At 62.7% G+C, this 22,837-nt stretch carries 18 protein-coding genes, 1 tRNA gene and 1 pseudogene; 14 read left to right on the top strand and 6 right to left on the bottom strand.

Annotated elements, in window-relative coordinates:
- Nucleotides 1-705 precede the first annotated feature (705 nt).
- Both C9F12_RS18770 and C9F12_RS18765 read right to left on the bottom strand, forming a co-directional pair.
- A complete protein-coding gene (locus C9F12_RS18770; RefSeq protein ID WP_162816523.1) occupies nt 706-1,587 on the bottom strand; it encodes a toll/interleukin-1 receptor domain-containing protein in 882 nt (293 codons plus the stop codon).
- Between the two features lie 962 nt (nt 1,588-2,549).
- Nucleotides 2,550-2,626 (bottom strand) — tRNA-Arg (locus C9F12_RS18765).
- A 181-nt stretch (nt 2,627-2,807) separates the two neighbouring features.
- Here C9F12_RS18765 and C9F12_RS18760 point away from each other — a divergent pair.
- Nucleotides 2,808-3,758, top strand: a complete 951-nt coding sequence (locus C9F12_RS18760; protein ID WP_108449832.1) for a methyltransferase domain-containing protein — start codon at nt 2,808-2,810, stop codon at nt 3,756-3,758.
- Nucleotides 3,755-4,747, top strand: a complete 993-nt coding sequence (locus C9F12_RS18755) for a methyltransferase (protein WP_108449831.1) — start codon at nt 3,755-3,757, stop codon at nt 4,745-4,747. The genes C9F12_RS18760 and C9F12_RS18755 overlap by 4 nt, the downstream gene beginning before the upstream one ends.
- Before the next feature lie 28 nt (nt 4,748-4,775).
- Here the strand turns inward: C9F12_RS18755 and greB are convergent, their stop codons facing one another.
- Nucleotides 4,776-5,321 carry a transcription elongation factor GreB gene (greB, locus tag C9F12_RS18750; protein ID WP_108449830.1) on the bottom strand — a complete coding sequence of 182 codons (546 nt, stop codon included), beginning with the start codon at nt 5,319-5,321 and terminating at the stop codon, nt 4,776-4,778.
- Between the two features lie 479 nt (nt 5,322-5,800).
- Here greB and C9F12_RS22650 point away from each other — a divergent pair, with 479 nt between their 5' ends.
- Nucleotides 5,801-7,714, top strand: coding sequence for an ATP-binding domain-containing protein (locus C9F12_RS22650; protein ID WP_162816522.1), 1,914 nt, complete (start codon nt 5,801-5,803; stop codon nt 7,712-7,714).
- Nucleotides 7,715-7,789: 75 nt separating this feature from the next.
- Here the strand turns inward: C9F12_RS22650 and C9F12_RS22970 are convergent.
- Nucleotides 7,790-7,927 (bottom strand): annotated as a pseudogene (locus C9F12_RS22970) (transcription elongation factor GreB); the annotation flags it as partial.
- A 345-nt stretch (nt 7,928-8,272) separates the two neighbouring features.
- Here C9F12_RS22970 and C9F12_RS18740 point away from each other — a divergent pair.
- From C9F12_RS18740 to C9F12_RS18710, 7 genes are all read left to right on the top strand, one after another.
- Nucleotides 8,273-8,971, top strand: a complete 699-nt coding sequence (locus tag C9F12_RS18740) for a hypothetical protein (RefSeq protein WP_240184294.1) — start codon at nt 8,273-8,275, stop codon at nt 8,969-8,971.
- A gap of 157 nt (nt 8,972-9,128) precedes the next feature.
- Nucleotides 9,129-9,755, top strand: a complete 627-nt coding sequence (locus C9F12_RS18735; protein WP_108449829.1) for an NUDIX domain-containing protein — start codon at nt 9,129-9,131, stop codon at nt 9,753-9,755.
- A gap of 1 nt (nt 9,756) precedes the next feature.
- Nucleotides 9,757-10,206, top strand: a complete 450-nt coding sequence (locus C9F12_RS18730) for a DUF1249 domain-containing protein (RefSeq protein ID WP_045994525.1) — start codon at nt 9,757-9,759, stop codon at nt 10,204-10,206.
- 35 nt (nt 10,207-10,241) lie between these two features.
- Nucleotides 10,242-10,979, top strand: coding sequence for a metallophosphoesterase (locus C9F12_RS18725; protein ID WP_108449828.1), 738 nt, complete (start codon nt 10,242-10,244; stop codon nt 10,977-10,979).
- 112 nt (nt 10,980-11,091) lie between these two features.
- The gene (gene cysD / locus C9F12_RS18720) at nt 11,092-12,048 is read left to right on the top strand and encodes a sulfate adenylyltransferase subunit CysD (protein ID WP_045994523.1); all 957 of its coding nucleotides are present in this window, start codon (nt 11,092-11,094) and stop codon (nt 12,046-12,048) included.
- A gap of 126 nt (nt 12,049-12,174) precedes the next feature.
- The gene (gene cysN, locus C9F12_RS18715; RefSeq protein WP_108449827.1) at nt 12,175-13,602 is read left to right on the top strand and encodes a sulfate adenylyltransferase subunit CysN; all 1,428 of its coding nucleotides are present in this window, start codon (nt 12,175-12,177) and stop codon (nt 13,600-13,602) included.
- A 274-nt stretch (nt 13,603-13,876) separates the two neighbouring features.
- Entirely contained in the window at nt 13,877-14,128 is a 252-nt protein-coding gene (locus C9F12_RS18710; RefSeq protein WP_240184293.1) for a Rho-binding antiterminator, read from the top strand.
- A gap of 127 nt (nt 14,129-14,255) precedes the next feature.
- Here the strand turns inward: C9F12_RS18710 and cmoB are convergent, their stop codons facing one another.
- Nucleotides 14,256-15,260, bottom strand: a complete 1,005-nt coding sequence (cmoB, locus tag C9F12_RS18705) for a tRNA 5-methoxyuridine(34)/uridine 5-oxyacetic acid(34) synthase CmoB (protein WP_108449826.1) — start codon at nt 15,258-15,260, stop codon at nt 14,256-14,258.
- Nucleotides 15,257-15,994, bottom strand: a complete 738-nt coding sequence (gene cmoA / locus C9F12_RS18700; RefSeq protein ID WP_108449825.1) for a carboxy-S-adenosyl-L-methionine synthase CmoA — start codon at nt 15,992-15,994, stop codon at nt 15,257-15,259. Before cmoA ends, cmoB begins: the two co-directional genes overlap by 4 nt.
- Nucleotides 15,995-16,121: 127 nt before the next feature.
- On the opposite strand from cmoA, the gene pgi reads away from it, so the two are divergent.
- From pgi to parC, 4 genes are all read left to right on the top strand, one after another.
- On the top strand, nt 16,122-17,789 hold the full coding sequence (pgi, locus tag C9F12_RS18695; protein ID WP_045994518.1) for a glucose-6-phosphate isomerase: 1,668 nt from the start codon (nt 16,122-16,124) through the stop codon (nt 17,787-17,789).
- Between the two features lie 97 nt (nt 17,790-17,886).
- A complete protein-coding gene (locus C9F12_RS18690) occupies nt 17,887-18,525 on the top strand; it encodes a YqiA/YcfP family alpha/beta fold hydrolase (protein WP_108131440.1) in 639 nt (212 codons plus the stop codon).
- Nucleotides 18,526-18,580: 55 nt separating this feature from the next.
- Nucleotides 18,581-20,461: a DNA topoisomerase IV subunit B gene (gene parE / locus C9F12_RS18685; protein WP_045994516.1), complete on the top strand. Its 1,881-nt coding sequence runs from the start codon at nt 18,581-18,583 to the stop codon at nt 20,459-20,461.
- Nucleotides 20,462-20,549: 88 nt separating this feature from the next.
- Nucleotides 20,550-22,805: a DNA topoisomerase IV subunit A gene (gene parC, locus C9F12_RS18680; protein ID WP_108449824.1), complete on the top strand. Its 2,256-nt coding sequence runs from the start codon at nt 20,550-20,552 to the stop codon at nt 22,803-22,805.
- The last annotated feature ends 32 nt before the right edge of the window (nt 22,806-22,837 follow it).

The following is a 22,837-nucleotide window of genomic DNA, read 5'->3' as shown; positions in this document are numbered from 1 at the left end:
AGCGTTTTCCGGCAAGGCCGCTCGCTGACGAATGCCGAACAAGCTCCTTCAGCATAGTCTGAGGTTCAGCATGCGGCCAGAAGCGGACATTCAGCCAGCGCTGATATAACGCTGAGCACAGGGGTGCCTCGACAGTGGCCTCCGGCGACCATCGGCCGCGTACTGATGCGATTTGTTATGTGGTTGCTTCTTGGTCGTCTTGATACACAGGATAGTCAAATGATTTTGAGTACTTGTTTCGCAAAAGCTGATCCTGAACAACTGCCCGGAGTCTGCGCTCGCTAGCGCTTTCCAGAACCTCCTCTAAAACTTCATGAGGAATAAAAATCTCATGGAATTTCCCAGATTCTAGTGCGACAGGACATCCGTCCTCGACTTCGTAGAGATTTTGTGGCACCAGTCCACTGCTCTCGGTATGCGGCGATACTTAAGTCTATGCGCAGGCTTTCTCCAAACGGACTCCCTTCGAAGCGGATATAGAAGTTGAATGTTAGCCAAGTGAACCGTGTGCGGGGAAGGATTTTTGACTGACACGAAGATACCGTGATCGAAATCGTCGCCTTCCCCCGTAACTTCAAATATGAGGTCTACTTTATACCGAGGGATAGCTCGGCGGTCTCAAATCCCAAGTAGCCTCCTATCTAACTGAAATATAACGCCCGCATTATAGGTGCGAGCTTGCGAGCATCCTAATTGATGAGATTTTTAGGTTTCGTCTTCCCATATCTGTATGACATGCTCAGGTAAGAAAACTACTGAGTCTTCAACTTTAAGATGTTCTTGCTCGTCGGAACAGGCTGGTACGTTATTTAGCTCTCCCGTGTAATAAGGCCCTGCTTTCCCAGTTACAATTACCCACATCCTTTCCGCAGAAACATCACCAAACTCTTCATCTTCAGGAACAGAGATTTCAAAAGGAAGCTTTACAACATCGCCTTTTACCAATGACCGACGATCTTGCTCTGGTGGCATGTAGAATGTTTCAGGAGTGCGTTGATGCTGTGCTAGGCCGCTTAATAATTGATAACCATCCAAGTCTAAAGTTGCTAACCTCAACTCCTCAAAATCATTTGTGTCACCTAAGGAAATTGAAACAAAGGCGGGCTTTGCACCAAGATTAGGTGCTTGGTGCAACGGCTCTTTGTAAACTGTCCGGAGTAGTGTTTCTAAATTACCATCAAAGTTTTCGTCATCACGCATATCAATTGCGTAAATACCAAAAAAATGGGGAGGGATTGAACAATTGTCACCAGGCTCGAACTCACCATTTTTTATAATTGGTATGAACTTGCCTCGTTCTATTCCCGCTGCTATTTGCCCACTAATTATTTGTTGTTCATATCCTACCCCACCACTTCGACTTGTGGATTTTTGGCAGTAGTTAGGAGTAAAAATAATAATAACGTAGTCACTACTAGTTGCTTCTTCTTCCATGAATTGCGTAAGACTCTGCCCCGGTGCGACATGCCATTGATCCAAGCGCGCATCAACACCATTTACTATTAATCGCTCCGATAACTCTCTAACCCAAGATTTATGTTCTTCTGAGTCCCAAGAATAAGAAATAAATACCTTCGGATTACTCAAAATTTCTCCTAGAAACTTAACAGGTATTAGACAGCGCGCTCGTTTATTGGATTGAACGATCACGCCCGTTCAATACTCTTATGCCGACACGCTAACCCATTGATTTTTATGTGAACTTTCGTCGACGAGGCTATGTTATACCAATAAACGCGCTTGCTGCCTTTGTCTGCATCACCGCTTTGGGTCGTAAGCCTCCTCCGGACCAGTCAGGCTTTTCTAAGAGCATACTGTTGCGAACTTGGCATAGATTCACCTATCGCGCCACTGACGCTACTCCAACGCGTAGCATCCTCAGTATAAATTCGCATGATCCTTGGTGACCCTCTACCACCGGCAGAGCCCAGTATTGGTGCGTGTTGGCAGCCAGCGCATGAGTGCATTAAAACCGACAGGTTTAGCGCGCAGGCGGGGCGGGGTGTCGACAGGGCGCTCTGGGCAGCGTATTAGGTAGGGCTCAAAACGGATCAACCCCGCCGTATGGCGGGGTTGATGGGTAGGGCGCTTGCCAGAGTTGCCTCCCGCTCCTTCAGGCGTCTCGCTGTCGCCCTGCAGTTCTGGATAGCCTCTCGCGGTATTTAACCGCTTAGCGCGGGGATCTCTACTCAATACTTGTCACTGGTATGAGGTTGCGGTAGTAGCTTCAGGAAGAGAGCACCGATAGCGGCCAACTGTCTCTGCTCAATGTCATGTTTGACCTGTTGAGTTTCCTGCCGGACGAGGTCGCTGAAAGCTCCTCTACGGGCCGTTTGCCGTTGTCGATCTGGTGGCCGGTGTCGATCTTGTGCCAACACCGAGCCGGGCCATAAACAAGGCTTGGGTCATCTTTGAGCAGTAGGATCGATGAGGTGAAAAAAGTACGGTCGAGCCTGGGCAGGAAAGGCTTGCAGCAACATCCAGGAGCAATAATCGGGGAAAAAAGCGCCGGAATGTCAGGGGAGGGGGCATGGATCGCAGAGCTGACATGGCGCCCTCTGCAGGATTCGAACCTGCGACCTGCCGCTTAGGAGGCGGCTGCTCTATCCTGCTGAGCTAAGAGGGCGTTGGGGCGGCATTATAAGCGGCTGACTCGCCAAGATAAACCCGCAGTTGGCAGGGAAGGTGGCTGGGACGGTGGCAGGGAAGGTGGCTGGGCAGGTGATCCGGGCGGGTGTCAGCGCTGGCCTGGCTCGGTAGAATGCGCGCCACGGCTCTTTGTTATCCACACCTGTCTGGCGTTTTCGATGTCTCAACACCCCACGAGTGACGCTGGCGTCACTCCCGCTGCTGGTCCTGTCGCTGCTTCTGATGCTGCCGCTTCTGTTGCTGGTCATGCGTCCGGCGGCGCGCCGCTGTCTGTTCATGGTGATCGCCACTTCGATGGACTGGCGGACAAGTTCTCGGCGTCACTCTACGGGCACCTGCGCGGCGAGCTGCGCCTGTCGTTGCTGGACCGTCTGCTGCCGGAGATGCTCGATCTCGAAGGCCAGCCGGTGCTGGACGTGGGGGCGGGGCTCGGTCAGCAGGCCCAGTGGTTCCTCGAGCGTGGGCATGCGGTGACGCTGGCCGAGCCCGCCGGCGAAATGCTCGACCGGGCCCGGGAGGCGATCGACGCCCAGGGTGTCGAGGCGTCCCGGGTCCGCTATCTGACGTCGCCGCTGCAGGACCTGGCGGGCGACGCTCCTGGGCCCTGGCCGCTGGTGGTGTGCCACGCGGTGCTCGAATGGCTGGGCGACCCCAGGGCGGCCATCGGTCGCCTGGCCGCGCTGATGGCGCCGGGGGCTCAACTGTCGCTGATGGTGTTCAACCGCGACGCATTGCGGCTGTCCAACGTGGTCAAGGGCAATCTGGACAAGGCGCTGGAGGATCGGCTCGAGGGCAAGGGACAGCGCCAGCGGCTGACACCGATCTCGCCGCTGACCCATGATCAGGTGATGGCCTGGACCGAAGAAGCCGGGCTTCGTTGCGAGGGCGTGGCGGGGATCCGGGTGTTCCACGATTACCTGCGCCACCCGCCCCAGAACGACAAGGAACTCGACAAGCTGGTGGCGCTGGAGCACGCCTACTGCCGCCTGGACCCCCACTGGCGGCTGGGCCGCTATCTGCTCTATACCTTCCGCCGTCCGGCCGACCCCGAGGGGCGTCCATCGCCGCGCGACGGCGGCGCTGACACCCGTGAGGAGACCCCGACATGAGTGCCGAAACCCCGGTTTGCCAACTGCTCGAGCGTCAGGACGCCGACTATCGCGGCTGGTGGTGGGTGGCGCCGCCTCGGGATGGCTGGCTCGAGCAGGGCGAAGGGACCCTGATCAGCGCCGATGTGTCGGTGCGCGCCGCCTGGCAGGCCCAGGGGCGCCCGGCGCTGTCGCCGTTCTCGCCCGAGGCGTCGCCGCCGCCGGGGGTGGTGCTGTTCTGGCCCAAGTCCCACGCCCTGGGGGAGTGGTGGCTGTTGTGGCTGTGTCAGGTATTGCCCGAAGGCACGCCGATGCAGCTGGTGGGCGAGCACCAGGGTGGCATCAAGCGGGTACTCAAGGTGCTGGCGGCCCTGGGCATGGGCTGTCGCAAGCTCGACAGCGCCCGGCGCTGCTCGCTGTTCGCGACCCGCTCGGCGCCCCAGCCCCTCGACCCGGAAGCGGTGTGGACGCGTTTCGAGGCCGCCGGCCTGACGCTGGCAAGTCATCCCGGCGTCTTCGGACACGGAAAGTTCGACGAGGGCACGGGGCTGCTGATCGAGCAGCTAGAGACTGCCTTGCCCCGGGGCCAGGTGCTCGACATGGGCTGCGGTGACGGCATTCTGGCGGCCTGGATGGCACAGCAGGGGCGTGATGTCACCGCGGTGGATGTCAGCGCCTTTGCGGTGGAAGCGACCCGGCGCTCGCTGGCGGCCAATGGGCTCAACGGCGAGGCACTGGAAAGCGACGTCTACTCGGCGCTGGCGGGTCGTCGCTTCGACGCCATCGTTTCGAATCCGCCGTTTCACCAGGAGCGCTCCATCGACTACGGCCCGGCGGCCCGTTTGATCCAGGAGGCGCCCCAGCACCTGACGCCGGGCGGGCAATTGATCCTGGTGGCCAACGCCTTCCTGCCCTACGCAGATCCCCTGGAGAAGGCCTTCGGCGGCTTCGAGATCCTGGCCGACAATGGCCGTTTTCGGGTCTACCGTGCCCGCCTCGACAGGGGCTAGGTGCCAGCCGGGCTAGGCGTCTGCCGGGCTAGGTCTTCTGACCCGGCGTGCGGTAGTGGATCTCGGTGATCAGCCAGGTGGTCTCCCCGCCGGGGGCGGCCACCGTCACTTCGTCGTCCAGCGACTTGCCCAGCAGCGCCTTGGCCAGTGGCGCGTCGACGCTGATCCAGCGCTTGCTGGTGTCGGTCTCGTCGTGGCCGACAATACGCACTGACATCTCTTCACCGTCTTCGTCCTCAAGGGTGACGAAGGCGCCGAAGAACACCCGATCGGTGTCCGCCGGCAGGCGGTCCACCACCTGCAACTCATCCAGGCGTTTGGTCAGGTAGCGAATGCGACCGATGACCCGGTTGAGTTCCTTCTTGTTGTAGGTGTAGTCGGCGTTCTCGCTGCGGTCGCCAAGGGCCGCCGCCTCGCCGACCTTGGCCGATAGCTGCGGTCGCTTGACCCGGCTCAGGTGATCGAGAATGCCCCTCAGGCGCTCGGCACCTTCCAGGGTGATCAGGTTGCTCTTGGGTTCCTGACGGGGATCCTTCGCCGGGTCACGCCAGCGAGTCATGTTGCGGCCTTTCATGGCGATCCTCGGTGCGTCGTTGAATCAGACAAGGTCCACGAGGGTGCCGCGACTTGGGTCAGGTCGCAAGCGCTTTGGGTGGTGGGGGAAAGGTCAGGGCAGCGATGCAGTAGGCAGTCGACGAAGAATGCGACTGGCGAATAAATCAAACGTTCGTTACATTTCGGAGAAGATGTCAGATGACACTGCCGCTTCGGCATCACATCGCTACGCTTCATGGCGGGCCTATCATCCTGAAGCGGTGTCCAGATTTCGGACTAGGCGCTAAGCTCTGATCAGATCGACCTGGAGATCCTGATCTTGCTCATTAAATGCTGGTCTCTATGCACTTATTCTAGTCTCAAAGTCTCGTCCCAAGCGAGTCGGATCGACCCCAGTAATGGGGGCGCTTCACTTAACCACACCCAAGGTGCTTGCTATCGTTCGGGTTGCCTGAAAGCTTGGCTCGAGCCTTTGTCTAGCCAATAGAGTGACACAAAATGAAACTAGCAGAAGAGCAGCTAAAAATTATTGAGATGGCGACGGAGATAGTTCCAGAAGAGCAGTTCTCACTGGATGGGGGACGATTAATTAATGCTCCTGGTGTTGCTGGAGCAGGTAAATCGGCTATTATCGTCGAACTGGCACGTCGTGATGCCATTCGTCGAATTTTGTTCCTGTCCCAATCTAGAAACATTTGCGATCGGGCTCGCGCCACACTGCCGGAAAATGTCATGGCCATGACGGTCCAGGAGGCTGCCCACCGGTTTCTTTTCTACCTTTATGAGAGGAAGCTCAGAGCTCGGCCAGTACAAGCTAGTCTTACAGACGAACAGATGCTTTCTGCAGCGGGTGTTGGTACAACACGGCAAGAGATTCGTCGCGCACGTCAGGTTCTCTACCATTTTTATCGTAGCACGAATGGTTACCCGGAGACCGGTAACTTACCGAAGGGAACGCGTGGTAGTGAGCAGTGGGTTCACAATCCATCAGAAAGTGGTCGCGTGCTTAAGGTAGCCAGAGATATCTGGTTTTCGCAATGCGGTAGAGATCCGAGTAGTGCCCCTTTAACCTATGCGGCCGAGGTGAAACTCTGGACGCAGTCTGGTACTGAACAAGTGCGCCTTGATGGTCCCAGCAGGATGAAGACGGTCTCGCCCTTGCATAAGGCAGATTTGGTCATCCTTGAGGAGGCGCAGGATGCCGATGAAGCCCAACTTGGGATGTTGGCGCGTCAGAATATTTCGGTAGTTATGTTCGGTGATGGTTTTCAATCTCTACGAAACGGTAATCGCCTGATCCAAGCACAACGCCATCCTCTTCAGGAGAGGGCTGCGACAGTTCACATGCCGCGCTCTTATCGTTATGGTCCCTCGATAGCCGGAGTGTTAAATGCTTTGACTCATCGTGCTGGGAGTGGAAATCGAGATCGTGTGATTGGGTGCGGACAATCCAACATCTATCCTTTGAGTCAGCGCCTATTGTGGGAAAACACTGGTAAGCACTACGCTTTCATCGCCGTGTCCGTTGCAACGCTTTTCGATGAGGCTCTTGCCGCTGAACGTCGTGGCCGAACGATCGCTTGGGTAGACGGGCTGGAATCCTACCCTGTAGCCCTACTACGGGATCTGGTGATCCTAGCATCACCGCGACTTTCGCTAGCTAGTGACAGGTCGTGCAAGCAACAGGTTGCGTCACCAGTACTTCTAGGGGTCAACGATCTTGATCAAGCTCGTGAGCATTTCAAGCAGCGGTGGGACAGTCTTGGCACGGAGCTGTGTGAGTGGGTCCAGCGGCAGGCTTTCTCAGAACCTCATCTGCTTGACGTAATTGAAGGCTGGCGAGAAAGCGACGAGCGTCGCCAAAGGGCCTTGCTGTCAGCTGGCGAGTTGATTCCAGAGCGAGATATTACCCTTAGCACAGTGACTCGAGCCAAGGGACATGAGTGGCCTCGTGTCGCAGTAGCGGAGGACTGCTTTCCAAGCCCTCTGATCACTGGCAAGTGGATACTAGATAAGAGTCATCGTGTTATGGCTAATCATGCCTACACGGCTCTCTCGCGAGCTAGTCACGCTCTTGCCATTCCAGAGTCATTCCTTGGCTATCTCAGCGCTCATCAGGTGGTGTTGCCAGAGAACAGCTTTGCCGATGGGGAAGAAATTGTGAGGGATGAGAAGGTCCATCCGTACTTTGGAGTGCAACGCTTGGCTCTTCTTGAAATGAAACCATCGCTACGGCGTCAACGTGTAGTTCCGAAGAAACCAAGGCCGCCGTCATTGAGATCTTCTGGCCAGAATCAAGTGCGGGATCAAATAGAGGAGCAGGCTGCTGCGTTGGGTCAGTTTAGCGTAGATGAATTACGAACAATGTTAAGGCCGAGGAGGGGAAAGGGGAAGGCGATCAAGAAAAGCTGACGTCTTCCTGCCCGTAATCCAGTGTAGACTATTCCGCATGAGCATACTTGTTACTGCTGGTTGGCGTTCCCGCTGCGGTCGCTTGACCCGGCTCAGGTGGTCGAGAATACCCCTCAGGCGCTCGGCACCTTCCAGGGTGATCAGGTTGCTCTTGGGTTCCTGACGGGGATCCTTCGCCGGGTCACGCCAGCGAGTCATGTTGCGGCCTTTCATGGCGATCCTCGGTGCGTCGTTGAATCAGACAAGGTCCACGAGGGTGCCGCGACTTGGGTCAGGTCGCAAGCGCTTTGGGTGGTGGGGGAAAGGTCAGGGGAGCGAGGCAGTGAGCGGTCGATGAAGAATGCGACTGGCGAATAAATCAAACGTTCGTTACATTTCGGGGAGGGCGCCAGAACGCGTGTGGCTTTCCGTATCAGGTTACAACGCTGCGGGTCAGTGCTCGGCATCGCTCGGCCTGATCGCTCAGCCCGATCGCTCAGCCTGACTGCGCACTACGGCCGCCCATCATGACCACCCAGCATCAGGGTGCATCACAATAACAGTATCCGGAGCCGCCAAATGTCACGAACCCTGTTTTCCGCCTCGCCTGATGTTCCATCTACCGCGTTGCGTCGACGCCCGCGTCGGCTCTTAGCCACGACGGCGCTGACGCTTGTCACCCTGTCCGCCTGCCTCGCCAGCGGCGTGGCGCTGGCCTGGCAGGGTGAGCTCGACCAGCTCAGGAACCGCTGGGAAAGCGTCACCACCTCAAGCGCCTTGTCGGCCCAGGAGGCCCCGTTGACGGCATTGGCCGCCGAGGCCCACGAGCTGAGCTCGGCCAACCCCAACGTCAGCGAGCTGCTGGTGTGGGAGGGCATCATCGAGGCGTCCCTGGCCAAGGCCAAGGGCGGGCTCGGCGCGCTGGACAACGCCAAGGCCGCGCGGCGGGCGCTGGAGCGGGCCATCGCACTGGACGCCAATGGCCTCGATGGCTCGGCCTACGTGACCCTGGGGGCGCTGTATGACCGTGCGCCGGGCTGGCCGGTGGCCTTCGGTGATGACGACAAGGCCGAGGAAATGTTCAAGCGCGCGCTGACGATTCGCCCCGGCGGTATCGACGTCAACTACTACTACGCCGCCTACCTGGCCGACGAAGGACGCGATGCCGAGGCCCGCCAGCACGCCGAGAAGGCCATCGCCGGTGCGGTTCGCGCCGGACGCGAAGCCTCTGATGAGGCGCTCAAGGCCGAGGCGCGCGCCCTGCTCAACGAGCTCTGATCAGGCGCTCAACGAGCTCTGATCAGGCGCTCGACGAGCTCTGACCCGCGCCGATTTCCCTATCGTTTCCCGCCTTGACAGGAGGCCCCACCTGGACTCGCCTTGTGGGGCCCCTGACCGATCCGGATAATGGGCCGATCTGTCTGCGGAGGTCCCCATGCCGGAAACGAGCAACATCGATGCCCCCTTTACCGCCCAGGACGTCGAACTGGTGTCACGCGATTGCCTGCACCAGGGCTTCTTTCGTCTGGACAAGCTGACCTTCCGTCATCGCAAGTTCGAAGGTGGCTGGAGCGAGGCGGTGGTGCGCGAGGTGCATAGCCGGCACGACGCCGTGGGCGTCATGCTCTATGACCCCGAGCGCGACAGCGTGGTGCTGGTGGAGCAGATCCGTGCCGGCGCAATGGAAGACGCCCACACCCCGTGGAAGCTCGAGTGCGTGGCCGGACTGGTCGATAAGGACGAGTCTGCCGAGGAAGTGGCCCGTCGCGAGGCCCTCGAGGAGGCCGGTTGCGAGGTCGGGGACCTCATCTTGCTGCATAGCTACTATCCTAGTCCGGGTGCCTGCGACGAACGTGTGACGCTTTTCTGCGGTTTCGTCGATACCAGCGGACTGGGTGGGGTGCATGGCCTGGACGAAGAGCACGAGGATATCCGCGTCCATGTGTTGCCATTTCATCGTGCCTGGGAACTTCTCAATCAAGGGAGACTCGATAACGCCATGTGCCTGATCGGCTTTTACTGGCTGGCCGCCGAACGGGCGTCGTTGAGAGCAAGGAGGTAGCGTGACCCAACGCAGCGCCTACGTCACCGATCTGCGCACCCTGCAGAGCGAGTGCACGGCCAACTACATCCGCCTGACGCGCCTGCTGGGCGAGCTGGAAGAGGGCGAAAGTCGCGAGGTCGAACTGCTCAACGGCGAGCGTCGACTCGGTGCCCTGCGCCTGCATGTCGAAGAGCTGGCGCCCTATACCAGCATCATTCGCGTCAGCCAGGAGGGTATCCTCGACGGCGTCATCGACAGCCCGCGCATGCGCGTGCATCTGTATCACGACGTGCGCATGGCCGAGGTCACCGACTTTCAGCGCCGGCGCCACTTCGATGGCCGCTACCGCTATCCCAACGCGCATATGCACCAGCCCGACGAGAAGCTGCAGATCAATCGCTTCCTGGGCGAATGGCTCGATCACGGGCTGGCCCACGGCCACTCGCTGGATCTGCCGCAGTTGCCCTGAGCCGGTTCGCCGTTGCCGCCCGTCGAGAGATCTCCATGCGCCTGATCCAGATTAGCGATTGCCACCTGTACGCCGACCCGATGGCGCGCTCGCGCCGAGGCCTGCCCGCCCATCAGCTGGAGGCGGTGGTCAAGGCGGTGGACGCCGACCGCCCGGACCTGGTGCTGGTCACTGGTGACATCAGCCAGGACGAGTCCGAGGCCGCCTACCGGCTCGCCACCGAGCGATTGAGCCAGCTCGACTGTCCCTGGTTCTGGATTCCCGGCAACCACGATGACGTGGCGTTGATGGGGTCTGAGCGGGACATCCTGCCCGAGGTCGAGGCCGGCCACTGGCGGCTTCTGCAGCTCGACACCCAGCTTGTTGGCGAGGCCACCGGGCAGCTCGGAGAAGAGGCTCTGGCCGCACTTGGAGCGCGTCTGGCCGAGGACGACCGGCCGACCCTGATCGCCATGCACCATCCGCCGCTGGCGGTGGGCAGCGCCTGGATCGACGCCCTGGGCCTGGTAGATGCCGACGGCTTCTGGGAGGTGCTGGACGGCTATCCCCAGGTGAAGATGGTGCTGTGCGGTCATGTGCATCAGGCCTTCCATGGCGTGATGTCCCTGGCCCATGGACGGGTCGACGTCTACGCCTGTCCCTCTACCTCTGATCAGTTCCTGCCCGGCAGCGAGGACTTCGCCGTGGACGAGGCGTCGCGCCCCGGCTACCGGGTGGTGGAGTTGAAACGAGAGGGAGAGTGGCAGACTTGGGTGGAGCGCGTCGATATCTAGGAGCCTTACGCTTGGTTCTAAAAAGATAGTTATTAATTCTTTTACGTTATTACTCGCCCCGCAGTATCCTCGCTGACATCTCCACTTTTCCCGTCATGCGAGGTGTCCGGCCATGACCAGCCTTTCCGCACCAGCCCGTGAGCGCGCCGCCCAGGCGTCGCTCACGCCGAAGCGACTGACCCACCTCAAGCAGCTCGAGGCGGAGTCCATCCATATCATCCGTGAAGTGGCCGCCGAGTTCTCGAACCCGGTGATGCTCTACTCCATCGGCAAGGACTCCTCGGTGATGCTTCACCTGGCGCGCAAGGCCTTCCATCCTGGCCCGCCGCCGTTCCCGCTGATGCACGTGGACACCACCTGGAAGTTCCGCGAGATGATCGCCTTCCGCGACCGCATGGCCAAGGAAGCGGGCATGGAGCTGATCGTCCACACCAACGAGGAAGGGCGTGCCGCCGGCATCAACCCCTTCGACCACGGCTCCAGCGGCTACACCGACGTGATGAAGACCCAGGCCCTCAAGCAGGCGCTGGACCAGTACGGCTTCGACGCCGCCTTCGGTGGCGCCCGCCGCGACGAAGAGGCCAGCCGTGCCAAGGAGCGGGTGTTCTCCTTCCGCGACCGCCACCACCGCTGGGACCCCAAGAACCAGCGTCCGGAACTGTGGAATCTGTACAACGCCCGCATCAACAAGGGCGAGTCGATCCGTGCCTTCCCGCTGTCCAACTGGACCGAGCTGGATATCTGGCAGTACATCTACCTCGAGAACATCGACATCGTGCCGCTTTACTTCTCCGCCCCGCGCCCGGTGGTGGAACGCGACGGCATGCAGATCATGGTCGATGACGAGCGCCTGCCCCTGGCCGAGGGCGAAGAGCCCGAGCAGAAGTGGGTGCGCTTCCGCACCCTGGGCTGCTACCCGCTGACCGGTGCGGTGGAGTCGAAGGCCCAGACCCTGCCGGAGATCATCCAGGAGATGCTGCTGACCCGTACTAGCGAGCGCTCCGGCCGTGCCATCGATCATGACCAGGCCGGTTCCATGGAGAAGAAGAAGCGCGAAGGCTACTTCTGACGCCGGCACCGACCGCACGCAGCCACGCGCCTTGCTCCGGCCGACAGTGATCGGGAGCGAGGACGCAGATGACAGATCAAGGGCCCGGCGTCCAGTACGACGTCGGGTCACCATCAGGGGTACAGCATGTCTCACCAGTCCAGTCTGATTGCTGACAACATCGAGCAGTATCTGCACGAGCACGAAAACAAGGACCTGTTGCGGTTCATCACCTGCGGCAGCGTCGATGACGGCAAGTCGACCCTGATCGGTCGCCTGCTGCACGATTCCAAGATGATCTTCGACGACCAGCTGGCGGCTATTACCCAGGCCTCCAAGACCAAGGGCACCACCGGCGAAGAGGTGGATCTGGCGCTGCTGGTCGACGGTCTGCAGTCGGAGCGCGAGCAGGGCATCACCATCGATGTGGCCTATCGCTTCTTCTCCACCGACAAGCGCAAGTTCATCATCGCCGACACCCCGGGGCACGAGCAGTACACCCGCAACATGGCCACCGGTGCCTCCACCGCCGGCCTCGCGGTGATCCTGATCGACGCCCGTTACGGTGTGCAGACCCAGACCCGTCGTCACAGCTTTATCGCCGACCTGCTGGGCATCCAGCATCTGGTCATCGCGGTCAACAAGATGGACCTGGTCGACTACTCCCAGGCGCGATTCGACGAGATCGTCGCCGACTACCGCGCCTTCGCCGAGCAGCTCGACGCCAGCGACATTCACTTCGTGCCGCTGTCGGCGCTCAAGGGCGACAACGTGGTCGATCGCGGCGAGAGCCTCGACTGGTACCAGGGCCCGGCGCTGCTGGAGCTTCTGGAGACCGTGGAGGTCAGCCGCGACCAGAACCTGAGCGATCTGCGCTTTCCGGTGCAGTACGTCAATCGCCCCAATCTCGACTTCCGCGGCTACGCCGGCACCCTGGAGGCAGGCATCCTGCGCCCCGGCCAGGCGGTCAAGGCGTTGCCATCCAACAAGCTCAGCCGGGTCGAGCGTATCGTCACCTTCGAAGGCGATCTTGACGACGCCTACCCGGGCCAGGCCATCACCGTGACCCTGGAAGACGAGATCGATATCTCGCGTGGCGACTGGCTGGTGGCGGCGGACGCCGATATCACCCTGTCCAATGCCTTCGACGCCGACATCGTGTGGATGCACGACGACGCCCTCGAGCCTGGGCGTCAGTACGATATCCGCATGGCCGGTCGCGCCGTGGCGGGACACGTCGACGCCATCCACTATCAGGTCGACGTCAACAGCCTGGAGCGTCATGGCGCCGAGCGACTCGAGCTCAACGCCATCGCCCGCTGCCGGGTAGCGCTGACCGCTGAGGTGCCCATCGATGACTACGCGCGGGTGCCTGGCACCGGCAGCTTTATCGTCATCGACCGGCTGAGCAACGTCACCGTGGGCGCCGGCATGATTCGCGGTGCGGCCAGTGTCGAAGGCGGCGCTGCCGAGCAGGTCGACTGGGCCGGCTTCGAGCTGGAACTCAACGCCCTGGTGCGCAAGTACTTCCCCCACTGGGAGGCCAAGGACGTGCGCGAGCTGCTCAAGCGCTGACGTCCGCGACCGGCTTCACCATCGTTGGTTCGCTACAACAGCGGCCCCTGCGCTACGGCGCAGGGGCCGCTGTCAGATGAGCACCGAAAGAGAACAGTAATAGCGGCGTCTCAGTGGCCTGGTTGAATCAGAATACTAGTGCTTTCCGATGGATTTAACTCCAACTGCGCAGCTAGATGGTGGCGGGCTGGTGCCTGGGCTAGACCAAAGGCAGGATGCGTCGCGTGTGACGTCATGACGACGTCTTCCATTCCCCCACGGAAGCAGGGAGGGCATGAACATGGTGGCCTGCCATCTCTATGACAATATCGAAATCGCCTGCCTGTACCATTTTCCGGTCAAGCTGTCGCTGCGAGACGGTGACGAGAAGCACGGCGAGGCACTGGATACCGCCTTCAACGAGGATCGCGAGGAGTGTCTGTCGCTGAAGACAGAGCGCGGCGAGCGCATGATAGTGCTCGACGACATTACCCGCATGGAAGTGCTGGTCGACAACCCCCATTTCATGGTGCTGGACTTCGTCTGACGCGAATCCGCCACTGACATAGCCCCTGACACCGCCCCTGACACAGCCCCTGACGACGACGCCCCGCTGACTGGATCAGCGGGGCGTCGCGTCTTATGCGGGCAGGGGGGGCAGGGGGGGCACGGGATCAGGCTGGGCGCGTCGCGATCACTACGGCCCGACGTGGGGCCGGGTGTCCCTCGCGGGTCAGGTGGGGGCGCTCAGGGTCCAGGAAGTCACCCAGCGACTGAAAGGTCATCCAGTCGGTGGAGCGCTGCTCCTCCAGGCTGGTGGCGGCTTCATCCACCACCCGAACGTCGCAAAAGCCGACCTTCTCGAGCCAGCCCACCAGGGCGCGCGACGATGGCAGGAAGTAGACATTGGGCATCGCCGCGTAGCGATCGCCCGGCACCAGCACTCGGGTCTCGTCGCCTTCCACCACCAGCGTCTCGAGCACCAGTTCGCCGCCCCGACGCAGGGCGTCGCGTAGCTGCATCAGGTGGTCGAGGGGGGAAGGGCGGTGGTAGAGCACGCCCATGGAGAACACGCTGTCGAAGAAGCCCAGGCCCTGGGGCACATCGTCGATGCCCACCGGCAGGAAGTGGGTGCGCCCGCCGTCGGCATCGCCGACGAAGTGCTTGACCGCCTGGAACTGCCAGTAGAAGCGCGGTGAGGGATCGATCACCAGCACGAAGTCGGCACCGGCGCCGGCCATGCGCCAGGCGTGATAGCCGTTGCCGCCACCCACGTCGAGCACCCGTCGACCGCGCAGCGGCGACAGGTGCGGCGCCAGCCGCTGCCACTTCCAGTCCGAACGCCACTCGGTATCGATCGCGATGCCTGCCAGCCGGTACGGGCCCTTGCGCCACGGCATCAGCGCGCGCAGCAGGTTCTCGCTCTGGCGACGACGACTGTCATCAAGCTCCAGCTCGACCGTGACCTCGTCGCGATCGAGCTGGACCTGGCGCTTGTCGGGCAGCGCCGGCAGCTTGGCCACCGCCTTCTCCCACGCCGGCAGGTCACCGTGACGCTGGCGGTCGAGGCCACGGGCGAACTGCTCGGGCAGGCGGGCAAGCCAGTCGCCCATGCCGGCGTGGCGGAAGGATTGCTCGAGAAAGGCGCGGTACACATCGCGCTGATGCTCGGGAATCATTTGAAGGCCACCATGGAGGCGAAATTCAGATACTGAAACCAGGTCAGCGAGCGCGCAAAGCCTACCCGCGCCAGGCGCTGGTGGTGCTGCTCCAGGGTGTCGGGTACTAGCACGTTCTCCAGCGCGTTGCGCTTCTGGCTGATCTCCAGGTCGCTGTAGCCATTGGCGCGCTTGAAGTCGTGATAGCGCTCCACCAGCCAGGCATTGTCCTGTTCGTCACAGGCCTTGATCTTCTCCGACAGGATCAACACACCGCCGGGCTCCAACGCCTGGTAGAGCTTCTCGAGTACGCCGTCGCGGTCTTCCGGGGCCAGAAACTGCAGCGTGAAGTTGAGCACGATCATGCCGCTGGGACGGTAGTCGAGCTGGCGGATGTCGCCTTCGATCACCTCGATGGCGTGGTCGGGGCACTCGTGCTCGAGGGTCTGGCGGGCGCGCTCGACCATGGCCGGGGACAGGTCGACCCCGGTCAGGCTGAAGGCGTCCCTGGGTAGCTGGCCGGCCAGCGCCAGGCCCACGGCGCCAAGCGAACAGCCAAGGTCATAGACGTGGGCGCCGTGGCGCAGATGGCGCTCGGCGATCACCCCCAGCATGCCGAGGATCTGGCCGTAGCCGGGGACCGATCGGCGAATCATGTCGGGGAAGCAGGCGACGACCCGCTCGTCGAACGAAAAGCGCGCCACCTTGTCCAGGGGTGTGGAAAAGATGGCGTCACGGTAAGATGCGTCACTCATGGATTGCCAGTGTTGTCGGGCTCGGGGGGAGTGATTGTACGCGCCCCGCGGTCAGGCTGCACGATGAGGCTTGCCGTCGCCGTTCGGCCCAGCTTTGCCCACCAGACAGGGCCCAAGGAGAGGAATCATGCCATCGATCGATCAAACGCCGGCCTGGCAGGCGTTGAAGCAGAAGGCACAGGAAGTCGGCAAGCGCCACCTGTGCGACATGTTTCGCGAGGATGCCGGGCGATTTGCCACCTTCAGCCACGAGGCTGCGGGGCTGAAACTCGACCTGTCCAAGCAGCGCTGGGACCAGCAGACCCTCGAGGATCTGCTGGCGCTGGCCGACGAGGCCGGCGTGCCCGACGCCATCCGTCGCCTGCTGGCCGGTGAGCGGGTCAACGTCAGTGAGGACCGTCCTGCGCTGCATACCGCGCTGCGTCTGCCGCAGGATGCGTCTCTGGTGGTCGAAGGCGAGGATCTGGTGCCGGCGGTGCACGCCACCCTGGACAAGATGGCGACCATGGTCGAGCGCTTCCATTCCGGCCAGTGGCGCGGCGCCACCGGCAAGCCGATCCGCGACGTGGTCAATCTGGGGGTCGGGGGCTCCGACCTGGGGCCGCTGATGGTGACCCACGCCCTGGCCGACTATCGCCCGGCGGATACCCATCCGGTCGAGGTCCACTTCGCCTCGACCATGGACGGCTCCCAGCTGGTCGACTACCTGATGCGCTTCGACCCCGAGACCACGTTGTTTGTGCTGTCGTCGAAGTCCTTCACCACCATCGATACCCTGTCCAACGCCAACACCGCGCGGGACTGGCTGCTGTCCCGGCTGGTCGAGGCGCGCCAGGAGGGCGTGGATCGCGAGCTGGTGCTGCGCCAGCACTTCATCGGTGTCTCGGCAAGCCCGGACAAGATGGCCGAGTGGGGCATCGCCTGCGACCACCAGCTCGAGTTCTGGGAGTGGGTCGGCGGGCGCTACTCGCTGTGGGGTGGCATCGGCCTGCCCATCGCTCTGGTCATCGGCATGGACGGCTTCCGCGACTTCCTGGCCGGCGCCCACGCCATGGACGTGCACTTCCAGAAGGCGCCGCTCGAGGACAATCTGCCGGTGCTGCTGGCGCTGGCCGGTATCTGGAACAACAACTTCCTGGATATCCGTGCCCACTCGATTCTGCCCTACGACGGACGCCTGGAATACTTCGCCGCCTACCTCGAACAGCTCGAGATGGAGTCCAACGGCAAGTCGGTGACCAACGACGGCGATATCGTCGATTACTCCACCTGTCCGGTGCTGTGGGGCCAGCTCGGGCCCAACGCCCAGCACGCCTTCTACCAGTTGCTGCACCAGGGCACCCAGGCGGTGGAGTGCGACTTTATCGCGCCGCTGGCCCGCTACGATGACGTCGAGGATCCGGCCACCCGCGAGCACCTGATGGGCCAGCACCGGCTGACGCTGGCCAACTGCTTCGCCCAGTCCCGCGTACTGATGCTCGGCGACGACGCCATCGCCGATGACGGTCCCAGGCCCGAGCACAAGCGCTATCGTGGCAACCAGCCCTCGACCACCCTGCTGCTGGAGCGGTTGACCCCGCAGACTCTGGGCGCGTTGATCGCCCTCTACGAGCACAAGGTGTTCGTCCAGGCCACCATCTGGGGCATCAATCCCTTCGACCAGTGGGGCGTTGAACTGGGCAAGAAGATCGCCAACGAGACCCGTGACATCATCGAGGGGCGCCAGGGCCTGGAGGCGATGGATGACTCCACCCGCGGGCTGATCGAGGCCACCTGGCAAGCCGCGCGGGACTGATGGCCGTTGGCATGAGTGATGGCAATAGCGATAGCGACAGCGCCCCTGCGGGCGCAGGGGAGGGTTGAAAACTGGCCATTTATACAGGTTTTCCGTTATGCTGAGCCCATCAACAGCGTCGAGTGCTGCCGCAGCGAGCGGCGTGCTCTACCTGCATGGATTCAATAGTGCCGGCGCCTCGCCCAAGGCGCGGCTGATCAAGGCCGCCTGTGCGGAGCTGGGGCTTCCCTGCGAGACCCCGGACCTGTCCTCGCAGGCGGCCGACGCCCTGCGGCTCGCCGAATCGCTGTTACCCCGGCTGGGGCCCAGCCCGATGCTGATGGGCAGCTCCATGGGCGGCTTTCTGGCCACGGTGCTGGCAGAGCGCCATGAGCTGCCGGCGGTACTGGTCAATCCGGCGGTGCGACCGGCCAGGCTAGTCGACACCATGCTCGGCGAGAGCTTCGTCAACGCCTACACCGGTGAGCGCTTCGTGGTCGAGCAGGGCCACCGCGACCAGATCGCCGAGATGACGCCGGAGGTGGTGACACCTGGGCGCTATCTGCTGCTGCTGGTGACCGAGGACGAGACGCTGGACAGCGCCGACGCCTTCGCCGCCTACCGCGGGGCCAAGGCGATCCTGCATCCCGGCGGCGAGCACGGCTTCAATGCCCTGGCCGACTACCTGCCGGCGGTGTTCGCCCACGGTGGTCACGCCCTGGCGCCCGGGCGAGTGGCGCCGGTACCGGCCGAGTGAGCCGTTCAGTCGACGGCGCAAAGACGATCCCAGTCATCCTGATGATGGACCACGCATGACCCAATACAGTGCCAGTTCGATCGAGGTGCTTTCCGGGCTGGAGCCCGTTCGCAAGCGCCCCGGCATGTACACCGACACCTCCCGTCCGAATCACCTGGTCCAGGAGGTCATCGACAACAGCGTCGACGAGGCGCTCGCCGAACACGCCAACGAGATCCGCGTGGTACTGCGGGACGACGGCGGCATCGAGGTGACGGACAACGGTCGTGGCATGCCCATCGACGTTCACCCGGAGCACGGGGTGTCAGGGATCGAGCTGATCATGACCCGGCTGCACGCCGGCGGTAAGTTCTCCTCGTCGAGCTACCGCTTCTCCGGCGGCCTGCACGGGGTCGGGGTGTCGGTGGTCAACGCCCTGTCGCGACGCCTCGAGGTCGAGGTCCTGCGCGACGGCGAGCGCCACGCCATGGCCTTCGAGCACGGCGACAAGGTCGAGGACCTGCACGTCATCGGCACCGCCGCCAAGCGTGCCAAGGGCACCCTGGTGCGCTTCTGGCCGGATACCAGCTACTTCGACAGCCCCAACCTGGCGGTGGGACGGCTCAAGCACCTGCTGCGGGCCAAGGCGGTACTCTGCCCCGGGCTCAAGGTGGAGCTGGTGGAAGCCGACGGCACCGCCACCACCTGGCAGTTCGCGGACGGTCTGCGCGACTATCTGGCCCAGACCACCGACGGCTACGAGGTGCTGCCGAGCTCGCCCTTCGTCGGACACTTCGCCGACGACGAGCAGGGGGTGGACTGGGCGATTCAGTGGTTGCCCGAAGGCGGCGACTCGCTGATGGAAAGCTACGTCAACCTGATCCCCACCGCCCAGGGCGGCACCCACGTCAACGGCCTGCGCTCGGGGCTGCTCGAGGCACTCAAGGAATTCTGCGAGTACCGCAGCCTGCTGCCGCGCGGGGTCAAGCTGACCGCCGAGGACCTGTGGGAGCGGGTCGCCTACGTGCTGTCGGTGAAGATGCTCGATCCGCAGTTCGCCGGCCAGACCAAGGAGCGGCTGTCGTCACGCACCGTGGCGGGCTTCGTCTCCGGCGTCGTCAAGGACGCCTTCTCGCTGTGGCTCAACCACCACGTCGACCAGGCCGAGGCCCTGGCCGAGCTGGTGATCAGCGCCGCCCAGCGGCGCCAGAAGAGCTCGAAGAAGGTGGCGCGCAAGAAGGTCACCTCCGGCCCGGCGCTGCCCGGCAAGCTGGCCGACTGCAGTGGCCAGGACCCGGCCTTGAGCGAGCTGTTTCTGGTCGAGGGTGACAGCGCCGGAGGCAGCGCCAAGCAGGCGCGCAACCGCGAGACCCAGGCGATCCTGCCGCTGCGCGGCAAGATCCTCAACACCTGGGAGGTCGATTCCCACGATATCTACGGCTCCCAGGAGGTCCACGACATCGCCGTGGCCATCGGCGCCGACCCGGCCAGTGCCGACCTGTCCAAGCTGCGCTATCACAAGATCTGTATCCTCGCCGATGCCGACTCCGACGGGCTGCACATCGCCACCCTCCTGTGTGCGCTGTTCGTGCGCCACTTTCCGTCGCTGGTCGACGCCGGCCACGTCTTCGTCGCCATGCCGCCGCTTTACCGCATCGACCTTGGCAAGGAGGTCTACTACGCCTTGGACGAGAGCGAGAAGGCGGCCATCCTGCGCAAGCTGGAAGGCAAGCGCGGCACCCCCAACGTGCAGCGCTTCAAGGGCCTTGGCGAGATGAGCCCGCTGCAGCTGCGCGAGACCACCATGGCGGTGGAGACCCGGCGGCTGGTGCAGCTGACCCGGGAGGAGGGCGACGGCACCATGGAGATGATGGACATGCTGCTGGCCAAGAAGCGCGCCTCGGACCGCAAGAGCTGGCTCGAGGACTACGGCAACCTGGCGGATATCGAAGTGTGACGGGCCGCCATCGCGGTGACTTGCACGCAGTGACGCTCCCGGATTTCACGTCGTCGGTTCAGGCGACCAGGATTGAGAACGAGGGATCATGACTCTGGACATTGAGGTGGCGGAGGGCGACGTCGAGCGACTGTCCCTGCGCGAATACACCGAGAAGGCCTACCTCGACTATTCGATGTACGTCATTCTCGACCGGGCCCTGCCCCATATCGGCGACGGCATGAAGCCGGTGCAGCGGCGCATCATCTACGCCATGCGCGAGCTGGCGTTGAACGCCAACGCCAAGTACAAGAAGTCGGCGCGTACCGTCGGCGACGTGCTCGGCAAGTTTCACCCCCACGGCGACAGCGCCTGCTACGAGGCCATGGTGCTGATGGCCCAGTCGTTCAGCTATCGCTATCCGCTGGTGGACGGCCAGGGCAACTGGGGTAGCCCGGACGATCCCAAGTCCTTCGCCGCCATGCGCTACACCGAAGCGCGGCTGTCGAAGTTCGCCGAGGTACTGCTCAGCGAACTCGGCCAGGGCACCGTGGACTGGGCGCCCAACTTCGATGGCACCATGAACGAGCCGGTGGTGCTGCCGGCACGTCTGCCCCACGTGCTGCTCAATGGCGGCACCGGCATCGCCGTGGGCATGGCCACCGATATTCCGCCCCACAATGTGCGCGAGGTGGTCGAGGCCACCTGCGAGGTGCTGCGCAATCCCGGCGTCACCACCGCCGACCTGATGGCGCACCTGCCTGGCCCTGACTTTCCCACCCGGGCGGAGATCATTACCCCGCGCGCGGACCTTCGAAAGCTCTACGAAAGCGGTCGCGGCAGCGTCAAGATGCGCGCCCGCTACGAGCAGGAAGAGGGCCAGGTGGTGATCACCGCGCTGCCCTACCAGGTCAGCGGGGCCAAGGTGCTGGAGCAGATCGCGGCGCAGATGCAGGCCAAGAAGCTGCCCATGGTGGCCGACCTGCGCGACGAGTCGACCCACGAGGAGCCGACCCGTCTGGTGATCGAGCCACGCTCCAACCGGGTAGACATCGAGTCGCTGATGGCGCACCTGTTCGCTACCACCGACCTCGAGAAGAACGTGCGGGTCAATCTCAACGTGATTGGCCTCGACGGCCGCCCACGGGTGATGCCGCTGCCGGAGCTGCTCGGTGAATGGCTCGACTTCCGCCGCACCACGGTGCGCCGTCGCCTCGAGCACCGGCTGGGCAAGGTCAACGACCGCCTGCACCTGCTTGAAGGCCTGTTGATCGCCTACCTCAATATCGATGAGGTGATCCGCATCATCCGCGAGGAGGATGAGCCCAAGAGCGCGCTGATGGCGGCCTTCGGTCTGACCGACCGGCAGGCCGAGGCGATCCTGGAGCTGCGCCTGCGTCACCTGGCCAAGCTCGAGGAGATGAAGATCCGCACCGAGCAGGACGAGCTCGAGGCGGAGCGCAAGCGTCTTGAAGAGCTGCTTGGCAACGAGGCGGCGATGACCGACCTGATCGAGCAGGAGCTGCGCAAGGCCGCCGAGGAGCACGGCGACGAGCGCCGCTCGCCGATCGTCGAGCGCGAGGAGGCCAGGGCGCTGTCCGAGGTCGAACTGGTGGGCGCCGATCCGGTGACGGTGGTGCTGTCCGAGAAGGGCTGGATTCGCGCGGCCAAGGGCCACGACATCGATCCCTCCGGGCTGTCCTACAAGGCCGGCGACGCTTTCCATCTGGCCGCGCGAGGCAAGACCAACCAGCCGCTGGTGCTGCTCGATGACACCGGCCGGGCCTATACCCTGCCGGCCCACCAGCTGCCCAGTGCCCGCGGCCAGGGCGAGCCGGTCACCGGCAAGGTCAACGTGGTGGCCGGCGCGCACATGGCCGGCGTCATGCTGGCACCGGGGGACTCCCGCTTTCTGCTGGCCTCCGACGGCGGCTACGGCTTTGTTGCCCGGCTTGAGGACCTGACCGGCAAGAACCGTTCCGGCAAGGCGGTGCTGAGCCTGCCCAAGGGCTGCAACGTGCTGCCCCCGGTGGAGCTGCCGGCGGCCGAGGAGTTGACCGTAGCCACGGTCTCCAACGAAGGCCGGCTGCTGCTGTTTCCGTTGGATCAGTTGCCGGAAATGTCCAAGGGCAAGGGCAACAAGATGCTGGATATTCCCGGCGCGCGGGCGGCCCGGCGCGAAGAGTTTGTGCGCGGCCTGGTGGTGCTGGCGCCAGGCGATACCCTGGTGGTGCACGCCGGTAAGCGCAAGCTGTCGCTCAAGAACGGTGAGCTCGACTACTATCGGGGAGATCGCGGACGGCGAGGCAGCAAGCTGCCGCGCGGGCTGCAGAAGGTCGACCGGCTCGAGCGCCTCGAGGCGTAACCCTTACGACGGTACGGCGCCCGCCGGTTGGT

The organism is Halomonas sp. BN3-1, assembly GCF_003056325.1.
GTDB lineage: Bacteria > Pseudomonadota > Gammaproteobacteria > Pseudomonadales > Halomonadaceae > Halomonas > Halomonas litopenaei.
The sequence above is the reverse complement of the archived record's forward strand: the minus strand, read 5'-3'. Positions and strand labels throughout refer to the sequence as shown.

Coding starts and splice junctions, on each gene's coding strand:
- cmoB (WP_108449826.1), bottom strand. CDS start 15,260: ATGATTCCCGAGCATCAGCGCGATGTGTACCGCGCCTTTCTCGAGCAA.
- C9F12_RS18735 (WP_108449829.1), top strand. CDS start 9,129: ATGCCGGAAACGAGCAACATCGATGCCCCCTTTACCGCCCAGGACGTC.
- pgi (WP_045994518.1), top strand. CDS start 16,122: ATGCCATCGATCGATCAAACGCCGGCCTGGCAGGCGTTGAAGCAGAAG.
- parE (WP_045994516.1), top strand. CDS start 18,581: ATGACCCAATACAGTGCCAGTTCGATCGAGGTGCTTTCCGGGCTGGAG.
- cmoA (WP_108449825.1), bottom strand. CDS start 15,994: ATGAGTGACGCATCTTACCGTGACGCCATCTTTTCCACACCCCTGGAC.
- greB (WP_108449830.1), bottom strand. CDS start 5,321: ATGAAAGGCCGCAACATGACTCGCTGGCGTGACCCGGCGAAGGATCCC.
- C9F12_RS18690 (WP_108131440.1), top strand. CDS start 17,887: ATGCTGAGCCCATCAACAGCGTCGAGTGCTGCCGCAGCGAGCGGCGTG.
- C9F12_RS22650 (WP_162816522.1), top strand. CDS start 5,801: ATGAAACTAGCAGAAGAGCAGCTAAAAATTATTGAGATGGCGACGGAG.
- C9F12_RS18760 (WP_108449832.1), top strand. CDS start 2,808: ATGTCTCAACACCCCACGAGTGACGCTGGCGTCACTCCCGCTGCTGGT.
- C9F12_RS18755 (WP_108449831.1), top strand. CDS start 3,755: ATGAGTGCCGAAACCCCGGTTTGCCAACTGCTCGAGCGTCAGGACGCC.
- C9F12_RS18710 (WP_240184293.1), top strand. CDS start 13,877: ATGAACATGGTGGCCTGCCATCTCTATGACAATATCGAAATCGCCTGC.
- parC (WP_108449824.1), top strand. CDS start 20,550: ATGACTCTGGACATTGAGGTGGCGGAGGGCGACGTCGAGCGACTGTCC.
- C9F12_RS18725 (WP_108449828.1), top strand. CDS start 10,242: ATGCGCCTGATCCAGATTAGCGATTGCCACCTGTACGCCGACCCGATG.
- cysN (WP_108449827.1), top strand. CDS start 12,175: ATGTCTCACCAGTCCAGTCTGATTGCTGACAACATCGAGCAGTATCTG.
- cysD (WP_045994523.1), top strand. CDS start 11,092: ATGACCAGCCTTTCCGCACCAGCCCGTGAGCGCGCCGCCCAGGCGTCG.
- C9F12_RS18740 (WP_240184294.1), top strand. CDS start 8,273: ATGTCACGAACCCTGTTTTCCGCCTCGCCTGATGTTCCATCTACCGCG.